Raw genomic sequence first — 22,959 nt, 5'->3', positions numbered from 1 at the left:
AAGAAGACACGGATTGATCAAACGAACTATGATTTTTCATGGACTCGCCCTCGCTGTCGTTGGCTGTTTAGACTGCCACCGTGGCGCATTGACGCCTCGGCTTGGGCGAGTCCATCCAATTACAAGGGGCCGCGCAATACCTGTAGGAGCCGGCTTGCTGGCGATGGACTCAAGTGCGCCGCGGTTAGCCGGTTTACTCGCGTTATCGTTGACGAGCATCGCTGGCAAGCCAGCTCCTACAAGGGACCGCGCAATACCTGTAGGAGCCGGCTTGCCGGCGATGGACTCAGGTGCGCCGCGTTTATCCAGGTCACACGCGTTATCGTTGACGACCATCGCTGGCAAGCCAGCTCCTACAAGGGACCGCGCAATACCTGTAGGAGCCGGCTTGCTGGCGATGGACTCAGGTGCGCCGCGTTTATCCAGGTCACACGCGTTATCGTTGGACTGCTCAGTCGCCCATTGATCCCAGCAGCCACTGCCGGAATATCTCGGCAGAGGCAGAACGCTTGCGATGCTTGAGCGACACCAGGAACTCGCCATTGCCCGTCACGCATTCGAAAGGTGTAACCCGCTGCAATTCTCCCTTGGCCAGCGCCTCATCAGCCATGAACGTCCAGGCCAGGCCGATGCCCATGCCTTGCTGAACGGCCCGATACGCCAGTGTCAGCTGGTTAAAGACCGGGGCTTTGTCCCGCGCTATGTAGTCGATGCCAAAGTGACCGAACCATTGGTGCCAGTCCAGGCATTGCCAGGCGCACGTGTCGATCTGCACCAGGTTGGCCTGCGCCAAGTGTTCCAGGGTCTTGATCCGCGAAACATCCAGTGAAGGATGGGCCACGGCATAGACGATTTCCGGCAGCAGGAAATCGCTGTCCAGCGAGGGCCATTCGCCAGAGCCATAGAGAATGCCCACGTCGAAATCATTGAGGCTGGCCTCATCGAACTCGTTGATGGCGTGGACGTGCACGGCGATGTCGGGGTAGGCCTTGTTGAATTCGATCAGTTTCGGGAACAGCCAGAACTGGGCCAGGGCATGGGTCGCCAGCACCGAGACGGCGTTGGACTGATGGACATTGCGAATTCGCGTGACGCTTTGGTACATCGTGGTGAGGAGCACGTTGACCGTCATCAGCAGCTCATCGCCTGCGCCGGTCAACTTGACACCCCTCGGTTTGCGCTCGAAGAGCGGGACGCCCATGCAGTCCTCGAGCTGGCGCATCTGTTTGCTCACGGCGCTCTGGGTAAGAAACAGCTCGCCTGCCGCCCCCGTGAAACTGGCGTGCCGTCCCACCGCCTCAAATGTGATCAGGGTTTCCAACGGGGGCAAGGTACGCAGGTAACGGTTAATGAGGGTTCTCCTGAGCGGACGACTGCGCCACGACATTCCGCCCGGGAATGGGTGACCAACTATTTATCGCAGGTGGCGCTTATATACCATGGCTAGAATGCCGCTAAACAGCCTTTCAGAGCCAAGATGATGAACAGTGGGATTGTATTTGCGATTTTGGCGGGTGCTCTCTGGGGAGGGGTGATCATCGCCCCCTCGTTGCTGCCGGAATTCAATGCCGTGCTGATCAGCAGCGTGCGGTTTGCAATGTACGGGCTGATCTCGCTCCTCGTCGCCTTGCCTTTTGCATCACGCCTGCTCTCCCGGTTGACGCGCCGCGATGCCTTGATGCTGCTTCGCCTTTCTTTCACCGGGAACATCCTCAACTACGCGCTGTTGGGCGCTTCCGTGCAACTGAGCGGGGTGACTGCCGCCGCCCTTATCAACGGCATGATGCCGGTTGCCATTACCTATCTGGGGCGTGGCGATGCCGGGTCCCTGCCCCTGACAAAGCTCAAGCTGCCCTTGTTGCTGGTATTCCTGGGCATCGTATCGGTGAGCCTCGAACACTCGGGCACACAGGCGGCGAGTGGCTCACTGTCTTCGCGCTGGCTGGGCCTGGCCTGCGGGGTCAGCGGCGTGATCTGCTGGTCGTGGTACGCGACCCACAATGCCCGCTATCTCAAGCAAAGCCATTTCAACAGCAGCGAATGGTCGACGCTGTTGGGTATCGTGACGGGTGTCGTCGCGGTCGTGTTCGGCATCGCGGCCTTGATCCTGTTCCCGAACCTGGTCCCCGCTCAGGTTGAAAACAGCCGCTGGACAGCGTTGCTGTGGGTCTGCCTGTTCCTGGCACTCGGTGGTTCATGGGTTGCCAATGGGCTGTGGAATGCCTGCTCGCGTCGCATGGCCACGTCGTTGAGTGGCCAGATGATCGTGTTCGAAACGCTGTTTGCCTGTGTATACGGTTTTCTGTTCAGTCAGCGAGTGCCTGGCTTGATGGAGGTGACGTCAATCGTGTTGCTGGTGGGTGGGGTCGTCTGGGCGGCGAAGCGCCACCAAATCGTGCCGATGAAACAGGCTGAACCGTAGCCGCTGCTGACCGGCAGCAAGCACGGTAGTCAAGGGTTACCCCGTGACTGCCGCGCTATCCCGAGTGCCGGCTCAGTGCCCGTTTCTGATCATGTCCGCGGCTTTTTCGCCGATCATGATGCACACCGAGTTAGGGTTCCCGGAGATCAGCGTGGGCATGACCGATGCGTCGGCAACGCGCAGCCCTTCCATACCGTGCACGCGCAGGTCCGGGCCGACCACCGAAAGTTCGTCCACCCCCATGCGGCACGTGCCGGATGGATGCAGCGCGGCGTGCGCTTGCTCGTGGCAGAACTTTTTCATTTCTTCCCGGGTCCGGACCGCCCCGTCCGGCACATGCCGCCTGGCAATGAATGGTTTGAAGGCGGCCTGGGACATGATTTGCTCACCCTCCAGGCAACCATCCACCAGACTCTCGATATCGTATGGGTCGGAAAAATAGTTGGGCACGATCCGCGGCGGTGACATCGGGTCGGCTGAATAGAGTTCCACATGGCCTCTGGACCTTGGACGTATCTGCCCCAGGTTCAGCGTGCAGCCATTGCCGCCGGGAACTGAATCGACGCCCTCTTCTATGCCTGCACCCACGACCATGAAGTACTGGATATCCGGATGGGCCGCCGCCTTGTCGCCCCACCAGAAAGCGCCGCCTTCAATGAGGTTGGAAGCCGCCGGGCCTTGTCTGAACAAGGCGTATTGCAAGCCCGCCATCATTTTCCAAAGGGGCTTTTTGTACTTGTCGTAGCTATGCGGCCCGGTCAGTTCATACACCAGAGACACTTCAATATGGTCCTGAAGATTCTGGCCCACACCGGGCAAGTCACTGACCACCTTGATGCCATGTTTATCCAGCTGCGCGGCGGGTCCGATACCGGACAACATCAACAAACGCGGTGAGTTGATGGCGCCGGACGATAAAATGATTTCCTTGTCGGCATGCATCACCTGGCGCACGCCCTTCTCGATGTATTCAACGCCAATGGCTTTACTGCCTTGGGTGAGGATGCGGATGACCCGACACCCGGTCTTTACGGTGAGGTTCTTGCGCGATTTGGCGGGTTTCAGGTAGGCCACTGCCGCACTGCTGCGAAAGCCGTTTTTGGCGGTGATCTGATACAGCCCGCAACCTTCAGGCTGGCCCGAATTGAAATCTTCGTTGTACGGCAAGCCGTATTGCTGGCATGCGCGAAGCCACACTTTGGTCAGCGGATGGATATTGATCGGATCGGAAACACCCAGCGGCCCGCCAACACCATGGGCTTCATTGCAGAAGCGCTCGTTGTCTTCGGCTTTTTTGAAGTACGGCAGTACGTCCTTGTAAGACCAGCCGGCGGCGCCCTGCTCGGCCCAGCCGTCGTAGTCGGCCGGGACACCGCGGATGTAGATCATCGCATTGACCGAACTTCCGCCACCCAAAACGCTGGCCTGGACCATCGTCGGCGTCTCGGTGCGGCGTTGATCTTCGGTAGGCTCCCAGGCATAACGTTTGAGCAGCGGGCCTTGCGCCGTCTTGTAGTAGGCGCCGGGAATATGGATATAGGGGTTGCGATCGCGCGGCCCCTCTTCGAAAAGGACGACGGATGCCGTTGAGTCTTCGCTCAGTCTCGAAGCCACGGTGCAGCCTGTCGATCCGCCTCCGATTACGATGAAATCCACCATTACGACCTCAGATCTTTTTAGTATTGAGAACAAGGCTGCCGGGAGCGGTGGCAGCCAATAGAAAGTGACAAGCGTTGACTTGCGCCTGCGCAATGACGGGCAGGCCGAAATCAAACTTGAAAAGTACTTTTGGTTCTTGTCGAAAAAAGCTGTTATCGACCCACAAGCCGGGTCAACAGTGACTTCAACGCTTTGGCGACTTCGTAACTGTTCTGTTGTTGCTGTTTCTTGCAAAACAACTCGCAACTCCACCAGCCCTCGTACCCGGTGGCCTTCACCGCGGCCGTCCACTCGGCAAGGTCCAGGACCCCACTGCCCGTCGGCACATCCCTGAGGATTTCTTCGTTGGCGATACCACCTTCATACGGCAGCGAGTCACAAACATGCACGCCGTAGATCAGGTCTTTGTTCATCCTGGCAATGTCTTGCGGCTTCACGCCTGAGGTAAAGCAATGCCAGTAGTCGATGACCATCTTGACGTTATCGCGCCCGCAGCGATCAATCAGCTGAAGTTGGTGGTCGAGGCTGTTCAGTGGCGTCCAGGACAGCGCTTCAAGATAAAGAAGAACGTCATATTGCTTGGCCAGATCAGCCAGCAAGGTGAGATTCCTGGCGGTCAAGTCATACTGGGTCGCTTCATCAAGACCCAGCAAGCCCGAGTAATGCTTGCTCTTGCCGTGCTGCTGGAAATCGATCACGGCCTGGACATTGATTGGCCCGGTGAGCACTTGCACACCTTTGGCGCCGGCCAGGTTGGCCAACTGGAACAGTCGCTCGGCCTCTTTGAGCAAGTCATTGCGTTCGGTACCCTGGCGCTCGATATCCCTCAGGTAACCAATGCCTGTGACAGGCACGTCCGCAAGCAAATTTTTCAGTTCCGATTCGGTGTAACCGGCCTGCAGCCAGGCTTCCAGTTTTGCGCTGTTGATCTCCAGCGCATCGAAACCCGTGGCCTTTTTAATGTCGATGTCCATCGCCAGGGTCGAGTGCTTTGCAACTGTGGAATGCAGGGCCAGGATATTGTTTTGGGTTTGCATATGACGCTCCTACCGTTGTTATTCATTGTAGAGCGATCGGATTCAGGTAGAGATTTCGCAGCCACGCTAAATAAGGCGCGAACTGACGCAGTTACCGCGTCAGGTCGTGCGTGGCATTGGCCAACGCCCGTACCTTGAACGCGGCAGCCAGCAGAACCTGACGGTCCAGAACCCCCGCATCGACGGCCGCGACAATGGCTTCGGCGATGGCATCCAGACCAGACTCACTGGACACCAGCAACAGGTGTGCGCCTGCCGACAGTGACGCAACGGCCGTGTCCGTGATGGAGTTACCGCGAAGGATGGACACCGCATCGAGGTCATCGGAAATAATCAAACCGTCGAAACCAAGGGTGTCACGCAGAAGGCCGATGATTGTCGACGAGGTGGACGCCGAATGCTCAGGGTCGAGCGCCGGGAACACCGCAGGCCCCGGCATCACCGCCTTGACGCCGCTGGCAATGACTTGCTTGAAGACCTCAAGGTTGTCGTGCAGCAAATGCACTGGCCCGGGAACTGTGGCGGGGGCAATCGCCGGATCCGCTTCAGTGATGTAATGGCCCGGGAAGTGTTTGGCCGTGGCAATCACGCCCGCCCGTTGCACCCCGCGGATAAAGGCACAGCAAACCCGGCTGACCTCGAGCGGGTCGGCGCCCAGGTGCCGGTTGAGCAGCCATGGGTTGGCGCCGGTGACCACGTCGACAATCGGTGCCAGGAACAGATTGACGCCCAGGCTGCGTGCCGCCCGGGCCATCTCGAAGCATCGATGTTCGATGTCATGAGCGCTCAGCGCCTTGAACTGCTCTCGCGACGCGACGGCAGGGACCAATTGATGAAGGCGTTCGATGCCGCCGAGTTCCTGGTCCACCGCAATCAGTACCGGCGACCCCGCCAACGAGGCCCCTTGCCGGGCGATGTTGACGAAATCTGCCTGGGTTTCCGCGCCCTTTCGCGCCGCGCTCATGGCTCGGCCCACGTACTCGTCCCGTGTCTCCCCCAGCAACAGGGAAACGCCCCCGCGGCTCAGATAACGACGGACGTTTTCGTCCAGGTGCAAATCCCCGAACGCGGGAAGCAGTACCGAATATGCCGCTCTGTAGAGTTCGCTAGACATCGATTTTCCTTGGTTGCGTAGTGTTGAGCACAGAAAGCGTGGAGGTGTCAGTTGGAGGGAAAAGGCACCCAGGCACGCCGTCGGCTGGACTCGACGCACGCCTGGGACAGGCAGACGCCGCGCACGCCCTCATGGATGTCGGGTAACGCAATGCTGGTTGCGCTGCGCCAACCTGCGCCGGCATCGAGTGCCTCGGCGAAATCGGCGTAGAGAACAGCGAGTGCTTCCAGATAGCCTTCGGTGTTGCCGGCGGGCAAGCTGGTGAAGTTCAGTGTCTGGGCGGCGTTGTCGCTCTGGCCTCGGCGGTAGATGCGCTCTGCACCGTCGACGGGGGTAAAGCGCAGGGTTTCCGGGGACTCCTGGCACCATTCGAGCGAAGCCTGGCTGCCGATGATTTTGAAGCGCAGGCCATTACGATGGCCGGGCGCCGCGAAACTGGCCCACAGCAGACCGTCCACCCCGCCTTCGAACTCCAGCTGCACCACGCAGGTGTCGTCCAGCCCCCAGCCGGGTACGACCGTGGTCAATTTGGCATTCAGGCTGGTGCAACGGCGCCCGCCCAGGAACTCAAGCATGTTGAAGGCATGGGTGCCGATGTCACCGACGACACCGGTGGGGCCGGCCTTTTGCGGATCACCGCGCCAGGCCAGGCTTTTACTCAGCGTCGAGACACCCGGCGCCAACCACTCCAGCAGGTACTCGACATACATGAAGCGAATGTCGCCAAGCTCCCCGGCCTGAATACGACTGCGGGCATCCCTGACCATGGGATAGCCCTGGTAGGTGTAGGTCAGCGCAAAGAACGTATCGTGCTGATCGGCAATGCTCGCCAACTCAGTGGCTTCTTGTGGGCTGTTGACCAGCGGCTTGTCGCAAATGACCGGAATGCCCGCCCGCAGAAACAATCGGCAAGGTTCAAAGTGCAGATGATTGGGTGTCACGATGACGACCGCCTCTATGGGGTCGGATCGACGCGACTCGGCAGCGGCCATGTCCTCGAACGACAGGTAGACTCGCTCTGGTTGCAGGCCAAGCGCCGCGCCCGCCTCCCGGCACTTGTCGGCATCCGAAGAGAAGGCACCGGCGACAATGTCGAAGCGATTGCAAAGACGCATGGCCGCCCGGTGATAACTGGCGAAGTAAGCGCCCTGCCCGCCGCCAACCATGCCTACCTTGAATCGCCTTTGTCCTGGAATATCGCCGGTCAACCTTGCCATCGCCTGAGACTCCAATCGTTAAGCCTTGAAGTATCGATGGCGAACTTTCTTTGCACCATTTCGCACACCCTCGATACATGACGCGGACTGAAGCACTATTCGGCCATGGCATGGATATCTGTTACCGACGGCCGGACGAAGTGTTACTGGCCGGGCATGCGCCTACCCAATGGTGACTCGGACTGGCCAGCAGGAGCGCTTACAATCTGACGCATTGACTGATATTGGCGGATTGAACTTAAATACTCTTTGCGGGCATGAAACATGCTTGATTAACTATTGAAAATTCAATTGTTTAAGTGGGCACCAAGTTATACAGGCGGTTATTTCGATAACTGATTTATAACCTATATAACCTTCCGCTCTTACACCCTGGCCTATATCGAGAAAAAAATGCCCAGCCGAGGAGATTCGTCGCCCATGTCGCTAACTGCCGCCACCTCGCACCCTGAGCGACAACAGGTTCGCAGCGACTTGCAAGCCAACGTGCAAAAGAACCTGAGTACGCTGGTGGAGTCTTGTCGCTCGGTGGCAGACATGTGCCGCAAAGTTGATGTCAATCGCCAGCAGTTCAACAAATACCTGGTGGGCCAGCACGTCCCCTCGCAGAAAATCCTGCAGAAGATCGGCCGGTATTTCATGATGGAAGCCGAAGACCTTTTCCGGCCGCCCGCCGAGTTCAAGAAGTTTTATGAAGGTTACGAAAACGAACTACCGACAGACTTGCGGGCCTCGGCGCAATTCAATCATTTCCTGCCCCTGGCGAAGCAGTCGGCGGATCTGCTCGAGGACTATCTGGGCGTCTATTACCGGTACCACAACTCCTCTATCTATAAAGGCCGCATCCTGCGTTCGGTCACCTGCCTGTATCGGGCCGACTCGATGGTCCAGTACGTCACCGTAGAACGCTTTCCCTTGCTCGATGGCAGTGGAAAGATCGGCTATTCGTTCACCTATCACGGATTCTGCCTGCTGCTGGGCGATCGTCTGTTCATGGTCGATTTCGAGGGCAAGCAACGTAACGAAATGACGTTTTCGATTCTCACGCCGCAGCATCGCCGGCCGATCCGGTTCCTTTATGGTTTGGTCACCGGTGTGGCGTCATCGTCTTTTCGCCAACCCTTCTCGACGCGCATGGCGTTGGGGCTGGTGGACAAAGGCAAGATCCGCAAACATCACCTGCGCAATGCAACCGCGGTGCTTCCCAGCGATCAGTCGTTACCGCTGGAAGTGCGCGAATACATGACGGGCGATAACGCCACTATCGTCTGGGGCGGTCAGGATTGAGACGTTGCGCTCAATCAGTTCGCTCGCGAACTGCGCGCAGTAATGATCTCCACCAACGACGGCCCTTTGCTGTTCAGCGCCTTGATGAAGGCTGGATTGAGTTGCGAAGCATGTTCGACTCGCCACGCTTGCAGGCCAAAGTTTCTGGCGATGCCCGCGAAGTCAGGCGAGTAAGGTTTGCCGTCCGGCAAATTGAATTCCCCGGCCCGATGTTGCCCGGCGAGGGAAACTTGCACATCGCTCAACGACTCAGGCCCGCTGTTGTTGAACACCAGGAACACCACGGGAAGACTGTGCATCACGCACACCGCCAGTTCCTGCATCGACTGTAAAAAATCCCCGTCGCTGACGGCACACACCACTTGACGTGCCGGCATGGCGAGCTTCGCGCCAATGGCTGCCGGAACTGCCCAACCCAGCGCGCCGGCGCCAGAGGTACAGAAGTGACCTCGGTGTTGATAATCCGGGAAGATCTCACTGACAGTCTCCCGCAGACTCTGCGTCCCGACCATCAGCAGCGCATCCCCCTCCAGGATCGAACTCAGTTGCGCCAGGGGCCTGAGAGCCACCAGCGGTGGGATGTCGCTGGCGTTGTTGGCCCGCAAGGTGGCGGGTGACAAACTGGCGTCGACCGAGGCGCCCTGGACAGCCGCCGGGATATCCAGGCTGACCGGGCCGACGCGACCGCTGAACATCGTATCGAAGGCCTGGCGCAGGGCCTGCGCCAACTGTTCAATCGACGAAACCCGCACATGCTCTTTGCTGATGCCAGTGGCTGTGAACTCAGGAGAATCAACGCCGCGTTCGGTGTCGCCGGCAGTGATCACCAGCATCGCCGAGGCATCCGCCAACGCCACTGCAATCGCGCCCAAGGCTTTCGAAAGGCCCAGCGGCGCCGGCAGAAGTATGGCCATCGGCCGACCGCAGGCACGAAAATAGCCGTCGGCCAGGTGGACCGCGCTTTGCTCCTGTATGACATGAATGAAAGGGATGTCGGAGCCTGTCTTGAGCAATGCTTCTACCAAGGCCCAAGAGCCTTCACCCGGCATGCCGGCAACATAATCGACACCGTTCGCTTTCAGCGCTTTCGCAACAATCTGACCACCCGTGAGCTTCACAGAAAAACTCCCATCGAATAGACGCTGGCGCCAGTGCGGATGCACGTTGCTGCGTCTCAAGACCGTCATCGGAGTATTCGCCTGGAACAAACACGGCTCAATTTCGCACCCCCCGCAAAAGAGACGCACGTTGACGCACGTGAACACCGCCCATCCCCCGCTCAAGCGGGACTATCGTTATCAGGAGACTGCTGCGCCGATTAGGTCACTTTGATGCGTCAGAGTGCGTCGCTTTTAAAGGTGCTGCGAAATTGAGTGCCCTGCCCGCCAGGCCAATACTCGATCCATGAAAACAACAAGCCGAGCCTATCAAGCGCTGGGCGCGCCACGTGAAGCCTTCACCCTGCTACTTGAAGAACACGGCGCGTACCCAGCCAAGGAAGAGTCGATCGGACCAGTGGAGGCCAACTGCGCAATGCTCTCTCTACCAGGCAGCACAGCGCCACAACCTCCCCAGCCGCATGGAAACATCGCTGGCCATAACTCTGCCGATTTACCTGACTGCATGCATAAGGACATGCCCGGCGAAACCCGCCGAGCGCACGCCATTGCAAGTCGTTAACCGTTAGCAAACAACCACCCTAGGCAGGAACTCAAAATGAAAAAAGAAACAGAGTCGGGTTATGGATCAACCGGCATTAACCTGGATTCGATCAGCCTGAACCGGCGCTCGTTCATGCTGGGGGCTGCTGCGTCTGCCGCAGGGTTGTACATTGCTTCGTTCGTGCCAAGTGCATTTGCCGCCTCCTCGGGTCATCTGGAGATTCTTGGCTGGGAAGGTGAAACCGGTGATGCGGAGCTGGCCGAGTGGCGCAAACAGCGTGGCATCACCGTGCGCTCCAGCTATGCCAGCAACCAGGACGACATCACCGCGCGGCTGGCCGGTTCCGATCCCGTGCAGCTTGACCTGACCATGTACGCGTTGGGCTACGAGACCATCTATCAGCAGATGGGCCTGCTCAAGGCGATCGATACCGCGCAGATCCCCAACTACTCCGCAGAAAACACCGTGCCGCTGTTCTATAAAGGCAGCCGCTGGTACTGGGATGGCAAGCAATGGGGCGTCCCGCTGTTGTGGGGCATGAACACGATCGTCTACAACCCCAAGAAAATGAACAAACCCGCCGAGTACAAAGACCTGCTCGACCCGAAACTGAAGGGCCGGCTGACCTTTGTCGATGACGGGACTTCCAACTGGTCACTGATCGCGATCATTGCCGGCTACGGCGACAAATTCCCTAACCTGACCCGCGCCGAATTCGATGACGCCTTCGAAAAACTCAAACCGTATCGTGATCAATGCCGAGTCTTTGCGGCCTCCTCGGGCGATGCCGTTTCGCTGTTGGTGTCCGGCGAAGTCGACGCGGTGTTTTCGGCGTCGGCCAACACCCCGAGCGAGACCAAAAAGCGCGGCATAGTCACAGAGCTATCGGTGCCCAAGGAAGGTGCTGCCCTCTGGTGCGATGCCTTGTTCATCCCCAAGACAGCCAAGGACGTACCGCTCGCGCTGGAGTTCATCAACAAGACGCTTGAGGCCGACACGCAGGCGAAAATGGCCACCACCATGTTCTCCGGCGTGGTCAACAGCAAGGCGGTGCCGCTACTCTCCGAAGAGCTCAGGACAACGTTCGACTACGCGAATCTGGACAGTTTTTTCGAGAAATCGAAGCTCTACGGCCAGCCGCCCCTGAGCTCCGACAAGTACGTGACCTATGCCGAGTGGATCGATCAGTGGGCGAACTTCAAAGGCTCGTTCTAGCGGCCCCGGCTATCCGCCCAGGTGAAAGAACGGCTTGAGAGGGCGCCCGGCAAGGCGCCCTCGTTATCGAAACAAAAAGCAAAGGCACAATCATCATGAACGTAGTCAACAACAGCGAGCCCATCCTCCTCGATGACAGGGATTCAAAGGCTGGCAAACACGTGAAAATCGACAAGAAAACACTCAGCGGCTATCTACTGGCATCGCCTCCCCTGTTCTTTCTGGTGGTGTTCTTCCTCATTCCGTCGCTATTGCTGCTGGTCGCGAGTTTCTGGACCGCCAAGACCTTCAGCATGGAACCTGCGGCAACCCTGGCCAACTACGCCAAGGCCTTGACTGCCACCGGGTTTTACGACTCGCTCTGGATCGCCCTGCAGAATGGCTTCTGGACCGCGGTGCTGTCGACGGTCATCAGTGCCCCGGTCGCCTACTACATTGTCTATCGCACGCGCTCCAATGCCGTGCTGTACCTGGCCCTGGTCTCCTGGTTCTCCAGCTACCTGGTGCGGGTCTACGCCTGGCGCTCGATCCTGGGCACCAACGGCGTGATCAACTCCACCCTGATGCACCTGGGACTGATCGATCAGCCACTGGAATGGCTGGTCTTCAGCAAGTTTTCAGTGGTGTTGACCCTGGTGCACATCATGCTGCCCTTCACCCTGCTGCTGCTGGTGTCGGGCTTGCGCGACATCAAGCGGGACTACCTGGAAGCCGCTGCGGACCTGGGTGCCGGCGGCGCCACCATCCTGTGGCGGGTGATCATGCCGATGGCGCACAAGAGCATCGTCAGCTCGTTCATGTTCACCTTCGTGCTTGCCGCCAGTGACTACGTCACCCCCCAGCTTTTGGGCGGCCGTGACGCGATGACCACCGGCCTGGTGATCGCCAACCAGTTTCGCTCGGTCGGCAACTGGCCACTGGGGGCTGCGATGGCCTACTTGCTGCTGCTGGTTTTCATGCTGGTCTATGCGTTGCTGCTGGGTGTGCTGCGGGCTGCAAACCTGGCGCCCGGCAAGCGTTACCACGACTGATGACCGCCCATAAAAAAGGTAACTCGCCATGATCAGGCTCTTCACTTACGTCTACATGCTGTTTCTTTATGCGCCCATCGCGATCATCGCGCTGTTCAGCTTTCATTCGTCGGCCTCGCTGTCGTTCCCGTTCGAAGGCTTTTCGACCCAATGGTACGAGGCGCTGTTCAGCAGCCCGGACTTCATGACCGCATTGACCAACAGTGCAATCGTCGCCGCGGGTTCGGCCATTCTGACCACCTTGCTGGGAACGTTCTCGGCCCTGGCGCTGATGCGCATGAAGGGCCGGATCAAATCCATCTTTGCCTTCATGAACTTCGCTCCAATCGCCCTGCCCGGGCTGTTCCTGGGGATCGCGCTGGTGATTTTCTTCTCGTTGATCGGCCTGCCACGCTCACTGTTGACGGTGATCATCGGCCATACCTTGTTCACCTTCCCCTTCTTCGTCGAGTCCGTGCGTTCTCGCCTGGAATACTTCGATCTGTCGTTCGAAGAAGCTGCACGTGACCTGGGTGCATCGCCGCTCAAGGCGTTCTGGTTGGTGACGCTGCCGATCATCGGCCCGACGATTGCCGGTGCCGCGATCCTGGCGATCGCCCTCTCCCTGGACGAATTCCTGATCACCGTGTTCGTCACCGGCAGCGACACCACGTTGCCACTCATGATTCTTTCGATGATGCGCCGCGCCGTCAGCCCAACCATCAATGCCGCCTCGGTGTTCATGCTGGTCGTGACCATTGCCATCATTGTCATTGCCGGCCTGGTCATGACCCTGCGCCGTCGTCGTCTCGAACTTGAACGTGCTGAAACTGCAGAGTAATCGCCATGACCAACAGTATCGAACTGACCGGAATATCCAAGAGCTACGGCAATCTGACTGCCCTGGGCAAAGTCGACCTGACCGTAAAGCGCAACGAAATCCTGACCCTGCTCGGCCCCAGCGGCTGCGGCAAAACCACACTGATGCGGATCATCGCGGGCTTCGAGGAACCGACCACCGGCAAGGTCGTGATCGACGGCAAGGACTCCACCGCGCTGGCACCGGAACATCGCCCCGTCAACATGGTGTTTCAGAAGTACGCCCTGTTCCCGCATCTCGATGTCTTCGACAACGTGGCGTTCGGACTGCGCCTGAAAAAGAAACCGCGGGACGAAATCAAGCGTGAAGTGACCAAGGCACTGGAGTTGGTGCAACTGGAAAGCTTCAAGAATCGCTGGATCTCCGAGCTCAGTGGCGGCCAGGCGCAACGGGTCGCCCTGGCCCGGGCCCTGGTCAACCGCCCCGCCGTGCTGTTGCTCGACGAACCCTTGGCGGCCCTGGACCTGAAGATTCGCCACCACATGCTCAACGAGATCAAAAGGATCCACGAAGAGACCTCGACCACTTTCGTCTACGTCACCCATGACCAGGACGAAGCGATGATCCTCTCCGACCGGGTGGTGCTGTTGAACAAGGGCGGCATCGAGCAGATCGGTGGGCCACAGGAGATGTACTGGTCGCCGCGCACCTTGTTCGCCGCCAAATTTTTCGGCGACACCAATATCGTCAACGGCACCTATGGGCCGGCCGATGCCAGCAGCGGTTATGTCGAGCTTCCGTTCGGACGCTACGCACACACGGCCAAGAACACCCTCGGTGCCGGGCCGGTCAATGTGTCGATCCGTCCGGAAACCATCGGCCTCGAGCCTGCCCTGGGCAAACCGCTGGCCAACGGGGCCTTTGCCGGGAAAGTCAAAGACACGTCGTTCATCGGCAATCGGGTGATTTACCGCGTCGCCGTAGCCGGCGGAACCCTCGACCTCAAGTGCCAGCAGTTGCCGACCCCCGGCAGCCTCACACTGCCGCCCGGTGCGGATGTCGCCCTGACCTGCAAACCGGACAGCTTCGTGGTGATACCCGCCTGAACAGCTTTCGTTTGAACGGCAATCCCTGCGGCATTTCGCGCCGGGTCTGCGATTAACACCGACGCTGGATCAGCTCTTCACCAAGAGCCTGATCCGGCGTTTTTTTTGACCTGAACGGTGAACAACAATGGTCCAATATATCGTGGTCGGGGGTGGGTCAGCCGGGTGCGTCATCGCCTCGCGCCTGAGCGAAGACAAACAGGCGTCGGTCGTGCTGCTGGAGGAAGGGCCGAGAGACACCCACCCGTTCATTCATCTGCCTGTGGGTTTCTATAAAACCAGTCAGGGCAACCTGGTGGAACGCTACCCCTGGGAGCCACCGGCCGGCTATATCGGCACGCCGAATCCGACCATGGTGCAGGCCCGGGTACTGGGTGGCGGGAGTTCCGTCAACGCCATGGTGTACTTGCGCGGGCAACCTGCCGACTACGACAGTTGGGCCGAGGGCGGTGCCAGGGGCTGGGCCTACAAGGACGTCCTGCCGTTCTTCAGGAAATGCGAAAGCAATGACCGTTTCAGCAACGACGCCCATGGCACCGACGGCCCGCTCGGTGTCTGCGATCAACGTTTTACCCACCCCTTGACCAAAATCTGGCTACAGGCCTGCCAGCAGGCAGGGCTGGCCTACAACGCCGATTTCAACTCCGGGGTGCAGGACGGTTGCGGGCTGTATCAGATCAACGCCAGCAACGGCCTGCGATCGAGCACCTCGGTGGCCTATCTGAAACCCGCGCGGCGGCGCCCCAACCTGACGGTCAAGACCGATTGCCGGGTGTTGCGCATCCTCGTCGAAAACGGACGCGCCATTGGCGTTGAATACCTTGAGAAGAACCGTCGCCAGGTGCTGCGGGCCGATTGCGAAGTGATTGTCAGCGCTGGGGCGATCAACACGCCAAAACTGTTGATGCTGTCGGGCATTGGTCCGGCCGCTCACCTGCAAGACAAAGGCATCAGGGTGATCCATGACCTGCCGGGGGTCGGGCGGAATTTGCAGGATCATATCGAAGTGTCGTTGATCAATGAACTGCGTCGCCCCTTGAGCTACGACAAGTACAAGAAGCCGCACTGGAAGATCGCCGCCGGCTTGCAGTACGCCCTGTTCCGCCAAGGCCCGGTGACCTCCAACGTGGTCGAAGGTGGCGCCTTCTGGCGTACTTCCCTGGCCGAGAACCGTGCGGACGCCCAGTATTGTTTCATGGCCGGGGCCGGCGTCGAGGACGGCGTAGGGTCCGTTCCTGGTGGCAACGGCTGCACCTTGAACGTCTGCCAGACCCGCCCTCGTTCCAGCGGCTTCCTGCAACTGCACAGCGCAGATCCCATGGACCTGCCCCGCATCGAGCCCAATTACCTGGCCGACCCGTTTGACCTGGAGTGCATGGCGCAGGCCACCGAGTTTGGTCGGCACATCATGTCCCAGGCCGCATTGGCCGGGCACATTCAGCGCGAGCACGTGCCCGCGGAACCGTTACGCACGCGTGATGACTATCGGCGATTCGTGCGCCAGCACGCCCACGCTGCGCTGCATCCGGTAGGCACCTGCAAGATGGGTATGGACGACATGGCGGTGGTGGACAACGAACTGCGTATACACGGGATCGATGGCCTGCGGATCGCCGACAACTCCATCGCACCGAGCCTGTGTTCCAGCAATACCAATGCGCTGGCGATCATGATCGGCGAGAAGGCGGCTCATCACATTCAGCGCGCGGGGTAACCCGGGCAAAGGGCCAATACCTGTAGGAGCCGGCTTGCCGGCGATGGACTCGAGTGCACCGCGTTTATCCGGGTTACACGCGTTATCGTTGACGACCATCGCTGGCAAGCCAGCTCCTACAAGGGACCGCGTCCTAGTCAAAATAGTGTGAACGCCAAACTGTAGGAGCCGGCTTGCTGGCGATGGACTCGAGTGCACCGCGTTTATCCGGGTTACACGCGTTATCGTTGACGACCATCGCTGGCAAGCCAGCTCCTACAAGGGACCGCGTCCCGGTCGAAACACGAAATACCTGTAGGAGCCGGCTTGCTGGCGATGGACTCCAGTGCGCCGCGTTTATCCGGGTTACACGCGTTATCGTTGACGATCATCGCTGGCAAGCCAGCTCCTACAAGGGACCGCGTCCCGGTCGAAACACGCAATACCTGTAGGAGCCGGCTTGCTGGCGATGGACTCAAATGCGCCGCGTTTATCCGGGTTACACGCGTTATCGTTGACGATCATCGCTGGCAAGCCAGCTCCTACAAGGGACCGCGTCCCGGTCGAAACACGCAATACCTGTAGGAGCCGGCTTGCTGGCGATGGACTCAAATGCGCCGCGTTTATCCGGGTTACACGCGTTATCGTTGACGATCATCGCTGGCAAGCCAGCTCCTACAAGGGACCGCGTCCCGGTCGAAACACGCAATACCTGTAGGAGCCGGCTTGCTGGCGATGGACTCCAGTGCGCCGCGTTTACCCTGTTCGCACGCGTTACCGTTAACGACCCTCGCTGAAAGTCCAAAAAAAACTCCCCGAATGGAGAGCCTTTTTTACCACTGGACGATCACACGGCCTGTTTGTAACGGCGAATCCGGATATCCGCCTGTTCCTTGTGCCCGGCAAAACCTTCCATGCCGCACAAGCGCGAGCAGTACTCGCCGACCAGCACAGAGGCTTCGTCAGTCAGGACACGCTGATAGGTGCAGGTCTTGATGAACTTGCCGACCCACAGGCCGCCGGTGTAACGCGCGGTTCCGGTGGTGGGCAATGTGTGGTTGGTGCCGATCACCTTGTCGCCGTAGGAGACATTGGTGCGCTGCCCGAGGAACAGCGCACCATAGTTGGTCATGTGTTCCAGGAAATACAGAGGGTCACGGGTCATGACCTGGACGTGTTCGGAGGCAATGCGGTCGGCTTCCTCGACCAGTTCGTCCACGGTGTCGCACAGGATGATCTCGCCATAGTCACGCCAGGCGACGGAGGCAACGGGCGCGGTCGACAAAATGCCCAGCTGGCGCTCGATTTCCGCCGGCAGGGTTTCCGCCAGCTCAGCGCTGTTGGTCAAAAACACCGCGGGCGAGTTGACGCCGTGCTCGGCCTGCCCCAGCAAGTCCGCGGCAATGATTTCGACATCGGAACTGTCGTCGGCTATCACCAGTGTTTCGGTCGGCCCGGCAATCAGGTCGATGCCGATCTTGCCGAACAACTGACGCTTGGCTTCGGCGACATAGGCGTTGCCCGGGCCGACGATCATATCGACAGGCTTGAAGGCATCGGTGCCCAACGCCAACGCAGCAATGGCCTGAACGCCGCCAACACAATAGATTTCATCGGCGCCGGCCAGGTACATGGCCGTCACGATGGCCGGATGAGGCTTGCCGTCGAACGGTGGCGCCGCTGCAACCACGCGCTTGACGCCCGCAACCTTGGCCGTCAATACGCTCATGTGTGCCGATGCCAGCAATGGATACTTGCCGCCGGGGATATAGCAGCCCACCGAGTTCACCGGAATGTTGCGATGCCCGAGGATCACGCCCGGGAGTGTTTCGACTTCGACATCGTGCATCGAGGCTTTTTGCACCTCGGCAAAACGCCGCACCTGTGCCTGCGCAAACTTGATGTCGCTGATTTCCTGTTCCGAAAGACTGGCGACGCACGCGGCGATTTCTTCGTCGGTCAGGCGGAAGGTCGCAGGCTCCCACTTATCGAATTTCTTCGAATACTCGCGAACGGCTGCATCGCCGTTCTTGGCGACATTGGCAATGATCTGCTCGACCGTCTCGCGCACTTGCGCAGCGATTTCGGCTTGGGCTTCGACCGGCTTACTTTTTTTCAGATAACGAATCATCAATTTGCTCCTGGTGGTTCTTGATGCACGCAACATGCACTCAGCATTGGCAAACATCTTTTCGCACCCCCCTGCTCCGGGCAATTTCGCAGCCGCCCTATTGCTGACGCGATCTGACGCAGCACAGACGCAAAGTTGAAGCACTTGCAGCAGCGCAGCCGCTCTGGCGCGGGCGATCGTGTTATTCGTATAACCTTTTATTATCAAAACCGACTTGAACAAAACCGTTCTACTGTCCGTGCCTGTTCACCGCATCTCCACGCAAACCCAAGCCAGACTGGCTATTCCATTAAAAATTTGATCAAGGCATTGACAGCGGCGTTTTGAGTGATAGCTTAAATAAGCGGTTATACGTATAACCTAATAATCACACCCAACCTAAGAGGTGACCAACCGTGAGTCGAGTCTTGTATCTATACGGTGGCTGGCCCGGCCATTTCCCCTACGAAATCGCCGCATGGGCCCGGACCGTTTTCCAGGAGCTGGATTTCGACATTGAAGAGTCGACCGACATCTTCACATTGGACAGGGATTTGACCGGTTACGACCTGATCGTGATTGGCTGGAACAACGCGGTCACCACTGAAACGCTGACCGCCTCGCAGGAAAACCGCCTGCTCGAAGCGATCGAAAGCGGCACCGGCCTGGTGGGTTGGCACGGTGCGGGGGCGGCCTTTCGCGCCAGCCTCAAGTACCACTGGGTGCTGGGCGGCTCCTTTCTTGAGCATCCGATGGGCGAAGGCTTTCCCCATCCTTACCAGGTCAACGTCATCGACCACACGCATGAGGTCACTCAAGGCGTCGAGGATTTCGAGGTGCGTTCCGAGCAGTACTACATGCAGGTGGACCCGAACATCCATGTGCTCGCCGAAACCACGTTCGATGGCAACCCGTTCCCGTGGATCAAGGGCCATCGCAGCCCGGTTGCCTGGGTACGCCAGTGGGGCCTGGGGCGCGTTTTCTACCACTCCATCGGACACGACACCAGCAACCTGGCCGACCCCAATATCCGCCGCCTGACCAAACAGGGCCTGAACTGGGCAACGCGCGGACGAGCTGAAGGTCACGGCAAAACCACCGCATCCACCCCGCTTTCATCAACCCAAGGAGTCCTGTCATGAGCAAATTGACCGGCAGCCAGATCGTGGCACAAACCCTGAAAAACTACGGCGTCGAGTATGTCGCCGGCATTCCCGGCCACGGTATCTGGACACTCACCGACGCCTTCCTCGAGGAAGACTCGAAACTCAAGTTCATCCAGGTCTTCCACGAACAGAGCGCCGTGCATCTGGCCGATGGTTACTACCGCGTGGCCGGCAAGCCGATGGCGGCGGTCACCTCCATCGGTGCCGGTGCCGCCAACACCGTAATCGGCATGGCCACCGCGTTCACCGACTCCACCAGCCTGATGCTGATCACTGGCGGGCCGCCCACCCACATGCGTGGCCACGGTCTGCTGCAGGAGCTGGAACGCTACACCGATAACGACTTCCCGAAAATCGCCGAAGCCGTGACCAAGCGCCACTGGGTCGCCACGCGCGTTGAAGAGTTGCCGTTCATGATGCATCGGGCCTGGAGCTCGATGGTCACCGGCCGCCCGGGTCCGGTCCATCTGGAAATCCCGATGGATGTTCAGGCCGAAGCCGCGGAAGTGACCCTCCATGCCCTGGAAGAACGCACGCCGATCGGCAAGTGCTTCCCGGATCCGGCGGCCACGGCCCGCGCCGTTGAAGAACTGCAGGCCTGCAAGCGCCCGGTGCTGGTCATCGGTGGCGGTGTCATCACGGGTGAAGCCAGCGCTGAAGTGCTCGCCCTGGCCGAGGCCTGGAAAATTCCGGTGGTCACCACCTGGAACGGCAAAAGCGGTTTCCCCGAAGACCACCCGTTGTTCGCCGGCAGCGTCGGCCAGACCGGCACGATGTGCGGCAACAAAGTAGCCTCCACCGCCGATGTGATTATCGCCGTGGGTTGTCGCTTCACCGACTGGTCGTCGTCCAGTTATGCCAAGGGCGTGACCTTCGCCATTCCGCCGTCGAAGTTGATCCACATCGATATCGACCCGCACGAAATCGGCAAGAACTACCCCGTCACCGTGGGCATCTGCGCAGACGCCAAACACGCACTGGCCCATATCGTCGAAGGCCTGAAAGGCCAGACTGTCGATCGCGAGGAGTACCTCGGCGATCTGCGCGGTTATCAGGACGAATGGGAAACCAAGCTCGCCGGCCGTCGTGACTCCGACCGCTTCCCGTTCACCTCGCAACGTCCATTGGGCGCGTTACGCAAGATCTTCCCGCGCGACACCATCGTGGTGGTCGGTTCCGGCAACACCCAGGGCGCGGTCAAACAGACCTTCCCGGTCTATACCCCGCGCACGCACCTGACCTCTGGCGGGTTCTCCTCCATGGGCTGGGCCGTGCCTGCCGCCATCGGCGCCAAACTGGCGGCGCCGAACCAACCGGTGGTCTGCATCCTGGGCGACGGTGACTTCCTGATGACGTCGCAGGAAATCGCGATTTGCGTGACCAACAACATTCCGGTCGTGTTCATGATCCAGAACAACGCCGGGTACATGTCGATTCGCGGTGGTCAGCGCAAGCAGACCAGCCGCCATATCGGCACCGAGTTCAACCACCCGGACGGCACGCCATACAGCCCGGACTTCAAAGCGGTTGGCGAAGCCTTCGGCCTGAAGTCTTACCGTGTGGAACGCCCGGAAGACCTTGAGCCGATCCTGCAGGAGGCGCTGGACCTGAACGCTCCGGTGCTGATCGAAATCCCGACTGACCGCGACGCTGCCGGCCCTTGGGTACCGGGCTGGTGGGACTTCCCGATTCCCGAATACATCACTGACGAACGTCAGGACGAGTACTGGGAAATCCGCAACTCCGAACAACACCTGTAAGAACTGGAGCAGCTCAAATGAGTGATGCATTGATTTCGCATCATGCAGAGCTGAATCCACAATCGGGGGCGTCGCGCGAACCGCGCGTCCTCGACGTGGTGACACCTGATGCAGATGGCAATATCAATTGTGATGTGGTGATTATCGGCTCGGGCATGGGCGGTTCGACCTTTGCCCATGCGTTGCGCGATAGCGGGCTGGACATTGTGATCGTCGAACGTGGTGATTTCCTGCCGCGAGAAATACACAACTGGAGCAGCGAATCGGTCTTCGGACAAGGCCGTTACCGCAATGCCGAGCAGTGGCTGGACGAAGCCAACCAACCCTTTTCGCCTGGCGTATTTTATTACGTCGGTGGAAACACCAAATTCTATGGCGCGATGCTGCCACGGTTTCGCGAAGAAGACTTTGCCGAAATCCGGCACGCCGAAGGCCTCTCCCCGGCCTGGCCGATCAGCTATGCCGATCTGGAACCCTGGTACGCCGAGGCGGAAAAACTCTACCGGGTACACGGCCAGGCAGGCGTCGACCCCAGCGAGCCCTGGCGCTCGGCCCCCTACCCGCAACCGGCGCTCGAGCACGACCCGGCCCTGGCTGCCCTGGAGCAGAGCATGCGCCGCTCAGGCCTCAAGCCTTTCGTGATGCCCGCAGCCGTGGACTATGGCAATGGCGGTGACTGCGTACTGTGCTCAACGTGCGATGGTTACCCTTGCCTGCTGGACGCCAAGGCTGACGCTGAAGTCTCTGCCTTGAGGCCGGCCTTGCGCAGCGCAAGCGTCAGGTTGCTGACCCGTACCACGATCAAGCAACTGATAACCGCGGCGGACGGGCGCACGGTCACGCAAGCCCACGGCCTGATCGATGGTCGTGCCGTGACGCTGCACGCCAAGCGCTTCGTACTGGCCTGCGGTGCGGTGAACAGCGCCGCGCTGCTGCTCAAGTCGGCAAACGAACAGCACCCCGAAGGCCTGGGCAACAGTTCCGGGCAAGTGGGTCGCAACTACATGGTGCACAACAGCACGTTCATGCTGGCGGTCGACCCTCGACGCAAAAACAAGGTGATCTTCCAGAAGACCCTGGCCATCAACGACTGGTACAGCGCCGGTGCGAACAACTCGTTCCCCCTGGGGAACGTGCAGATGCTGGGGAAAATCCGCGAACCGATGATCACCTCCATGCGTCCGTGGCTGCCGAAGTTCGCCTCGCGCTACATCACCGATCACAGCGTCGACCTGTACCTGACGTCGGAAGACCTGCCGACCCGGGAGAACCGGGTCACCTATGACGCGCAGCGCGGTGCGATCAAGGTCCATTGGCAACCCAACAACCTCAAGGCCCATGAAGGCCTGGTGAGCAAGACCAGCCAGGTCATGCGGGCGGCTGGCTACCCGTTGATCCTGAAAGCGCGCATGGGCATTGCCACCAATTCGCATCAATGCGGTACGGCGGTCATGGGCAAGGACCCGGCGTCGAGCGTGCTGGACATCAATTGCAAGATGCATGACCTGGACAATGTCTGGGTGGTCGACAGTTCTTTCTTCCCGTCATCGGCCGCGGTCAATCCGGCACTCACCATCGCCGCCAACGCCCTGCGGGTCGCGGCGAACTTCAAGCAATTGGCGCCGTGAACGGCATAGGGTGAAAGTGAAGGCTGCGGTTGTGCAAGTCACCGCAGCCTCGT

At 59.5% G+C, this 22,959-nt stretch carries 17 protein-coding genes; 10 read left to right on the top strand and 7 right to left on the bottom strand.

The window, feature by feature from the left end:
- Nucleotides 1–451: 451 nt before the first annotated feature.
- Nucleotides 452–1,387 carry a LysR substrate-binding domain-containing protein gene (locus KGA88_RS02480; protein ID WP_110661401.1) on the bottom strand — a complete coding sequence of 312 codons (936 nt, stop codon included), beginning with the start codon at nt 1,385–1,387 and terminating at the stop codon, nt 452–454.
- A gap of 90 nt (nt 1,388–1,477) precedes the next feature.
- On the opposite strand from KGA88_RS02480, the gene KGA88_RS02475 reads away from it, so the two are divergent.
- The gene (locus KGA88_RS02475; RefSeq protein ID WP_223588653.1) at nt 1,478–2,422 is read left to right on the top strand and encodes a DMT family transporter; all 945 of its coding nucleotides are present in this window, start codon (nt 1,478–1,480) and stop codon (nt 2,420–2,422) included.
- 72 nt (nt 2,423–2,494) lie between these two features.
- Here the strand turns inward: KGA88_RS02475 and KGA88_RS02470 are convergent, their stop codons facing one another.
- From KGA88_RS02470 to KGA88_RS02455, 4 genes are all read right to left on the bottom strand, one after another.
- Nucleotides 2,495–4,081, bottom strand: coding sequence for a GMC family oxidoreductase (locus KGA88_RS02470; RefSeq protein ID WP_223588650.1), 1,587 nt, complete (start codon nt 4,079–4,081; stop codon nt 2,495–2,497).
- Nucleotides 4,082–4,233: 152 nt separating this feature from the next.
- On the bottom strand, nt 4,234–5,118 hold the full coding sequence (locus tag KGA88_RS02465; protein WP_223588648.1) for a sugar phosphate isomerase/epimerase family protein: 885 nt from the start codon (nt 5,116–5,118) through the stop codon (nt 4,234–4,236).
- Nucleotides 5,119–5,209: 91 nt separating this feature from the next.
- Entirely contained in the window at nt 5,210–6,232 is a 1,023-nt protein-coding gene (locus KGA88_RS02460; RefSeq protein ID WP_223588645.1) for a glycoside hydrolase family 3 N-terminal domain-containing protein, read from the bottom strand.
- Between the two features lie 47 nt (nt 6,233–6,279).
- Entirely contained in the window at nt 6,280–7,449 is a 1,170-nt protein-coding gene (locus tag KGA88_RS02455; RefSeq protein ID WP_223588642.1) for a Gfo/Idh/MocA family protein, read from the bottom strand.
- 420 nt (nt 7,450–7,869) lie between these two features.
- On the opposite strand from KGA88_RS02455, the gene KGA88_RS02450 reads away from it, so the two are divergent.
- Nucleotides 7,870–8,736: a helix-turn-helix transcriptional regulator gene (locus tag KGA88_RS02450; RefSeq protein ID WP_110661413.1), complete on the top strand. Its 867-nt coding sequence runs from the start codon at nt 7,870–7,872 to the stop codon at nt 8,734–8,736.
- A gap of 14 nt (nt 8,737–8,750) precedes the next feature.
- On the opposite strand, the gene KGA88_RS02445 is transcribed toward KGA88_RS02450, so the two are convergent.
- On the bottom strand, nt 8,751–9,923 hold the full coding sequence (locus tag KGA88_RS02445) for a thiamine pyrophosphate-dependent enzyme (RefSeq protein ID WP_223588640.1): 1,173 nt from the start codon (nt 9,921–9,923) through the stop codon (nt 8,751–8,753).
- A gap of 529 nt (nt 9,924–10,452) precedes the next feature.
- Here KGA88_RS02445 and KGA88_RS02440 point away from each other — a divergent pair.
- From KGA88_RS02440 to KGA88_RS02420, 5 genes are all read left to right on the top strand, one after another.
- Nucleotides 10,453–11,613, top strand: a complete 1,161-nt coding sequence (locus tag KGA88_RS02440) for a PotD/PotF family extracellular solute-binding protein (RefSeq protein WP_110661895.1) — start codon at nt 10,453–10,455, stop codon at nt 11,611–11,613.
- A gap of 95 nt (nt 11,614–11,708) precedes the next feature.
- Nucleotides 11,709–12,644, top strand: coding sequence for an ABC transporter permease (locus KGA88_RS02435; RefSeq protein ID WP_110661896.1), 936 nt, complete (start codon nt 11,709–11,711; stop codon nt 12,642–12,644).
- Between the two features lie 28 nt (nt 12,645–12,672).
- A complete protein-coding gene (locus tag KGA88_RS02430) occupies nt 12,673–13,464 on the top strand; it encodes an ABC transporter permease (RefSeq protein ID WP_007996153.1) in 792 nt (263 codons plus the stop codon).
- A gap of 5 nt (nt 13,465–13,469) precedes the next feature.
- Nucleotides 13,470–14,549: an ABC transporter ATP-binding protein gene (locus KGA88_RS02425; RefSeq protein ID WP_160386772.1), complete on the top strand. Its 1,080-nt coding sequence runs from the start codon at nt 13,470–13,472 to the stop codon at nt 14,547–14,549.
- Nucleotides 14,550–14,676: 127 nt separating this feature from the next.
- A complete protein-coding gene (locus KGA88_RS02420) occupies nt 14,677–16,263 on the top strand; it encodes a GMC family oxidoreductase (RefSeq protein WP_223588638.1) in 1,587 nt (528 codons plus the stop codon).
- Between the two features lie 826 nt (nt 16,264–17,089).
- On the opposite strand, the gene hisD is transcribed toward KGA88_RS02420, so the two are convergent.
- Nucleotides 17,090–18,373 (bottom strand): histidinol dehydrogenase, encoded by a 1,284-nt coding sequence (hisD, locus tag KGA88_RS02415; RefSeq protein ID WP_223588636.1) that lies wholly within the window; start codon nt 18,371–18,373, stop codon nt 17,090–17,092.
- A gap of 395 nt (nt 18,374–18,768) precedes the next feature.
- Between hisD and KGA88_RS02410 the strand changes: the two genes are divergently transcribed.
- The 3 genes from KGA88_RS02410 to KGA88_RS02400 are packed head-to-tail and all read left to right on the top strand — an operon-like array spanning nt 18,769 to nt 22,906.
- A complete protein-coding gene (locus KGA88_RS02410) occupies nt 18,769–19,494 on the top strand; it encodes a ThuA domain-containing protein (RefSeq protein ID WP_223588633.1) in 726 nt (241 codons plus the stop codon).
- A complete protein-coding gene (locus KGA88_RS02405) occupies nt 19,491–21,278 on the top strand; it encodes a thiamine pyrophosphate-binding protein (RefSeq protein ID WP_223588631.1) in 1,788 nt (595 codons plus the stop codon). The genes KGA88_RS02410 and KGA88_RS02405 overlap by 4 nt, the downstream gene beginning before the upstream one ends.
- 17 nt (nt 21,279–21,295) lie before the next feature.
- Complete coding sequence (locus tag KGA88_RS02400; RefSeq protein ID WP_223588629.1) at nt 21,296–22,906, top strand: FAD-dependent oxidoreductase; 1,611 nt, start codon at nt 21,296–21,298, stop codon at nt 22,904–22,906.
- Nucleotides 22,907–22,959 lie beyond the last annotated feature (53 nt).

Source organism: Pseudomonas sp. A-R-19 (assembly GCF_019956575.1).
GTDB lineage: Bacteria > Pseudomonadota > Gammaproteobacteria > Pseudomonadales > Pseudomonadaceae > Aquipseudomonas.
Note: the sequence above shows the minus strand (reverse complement) of the source record. Positions and strands in the feature narration are given on the sequence as shown.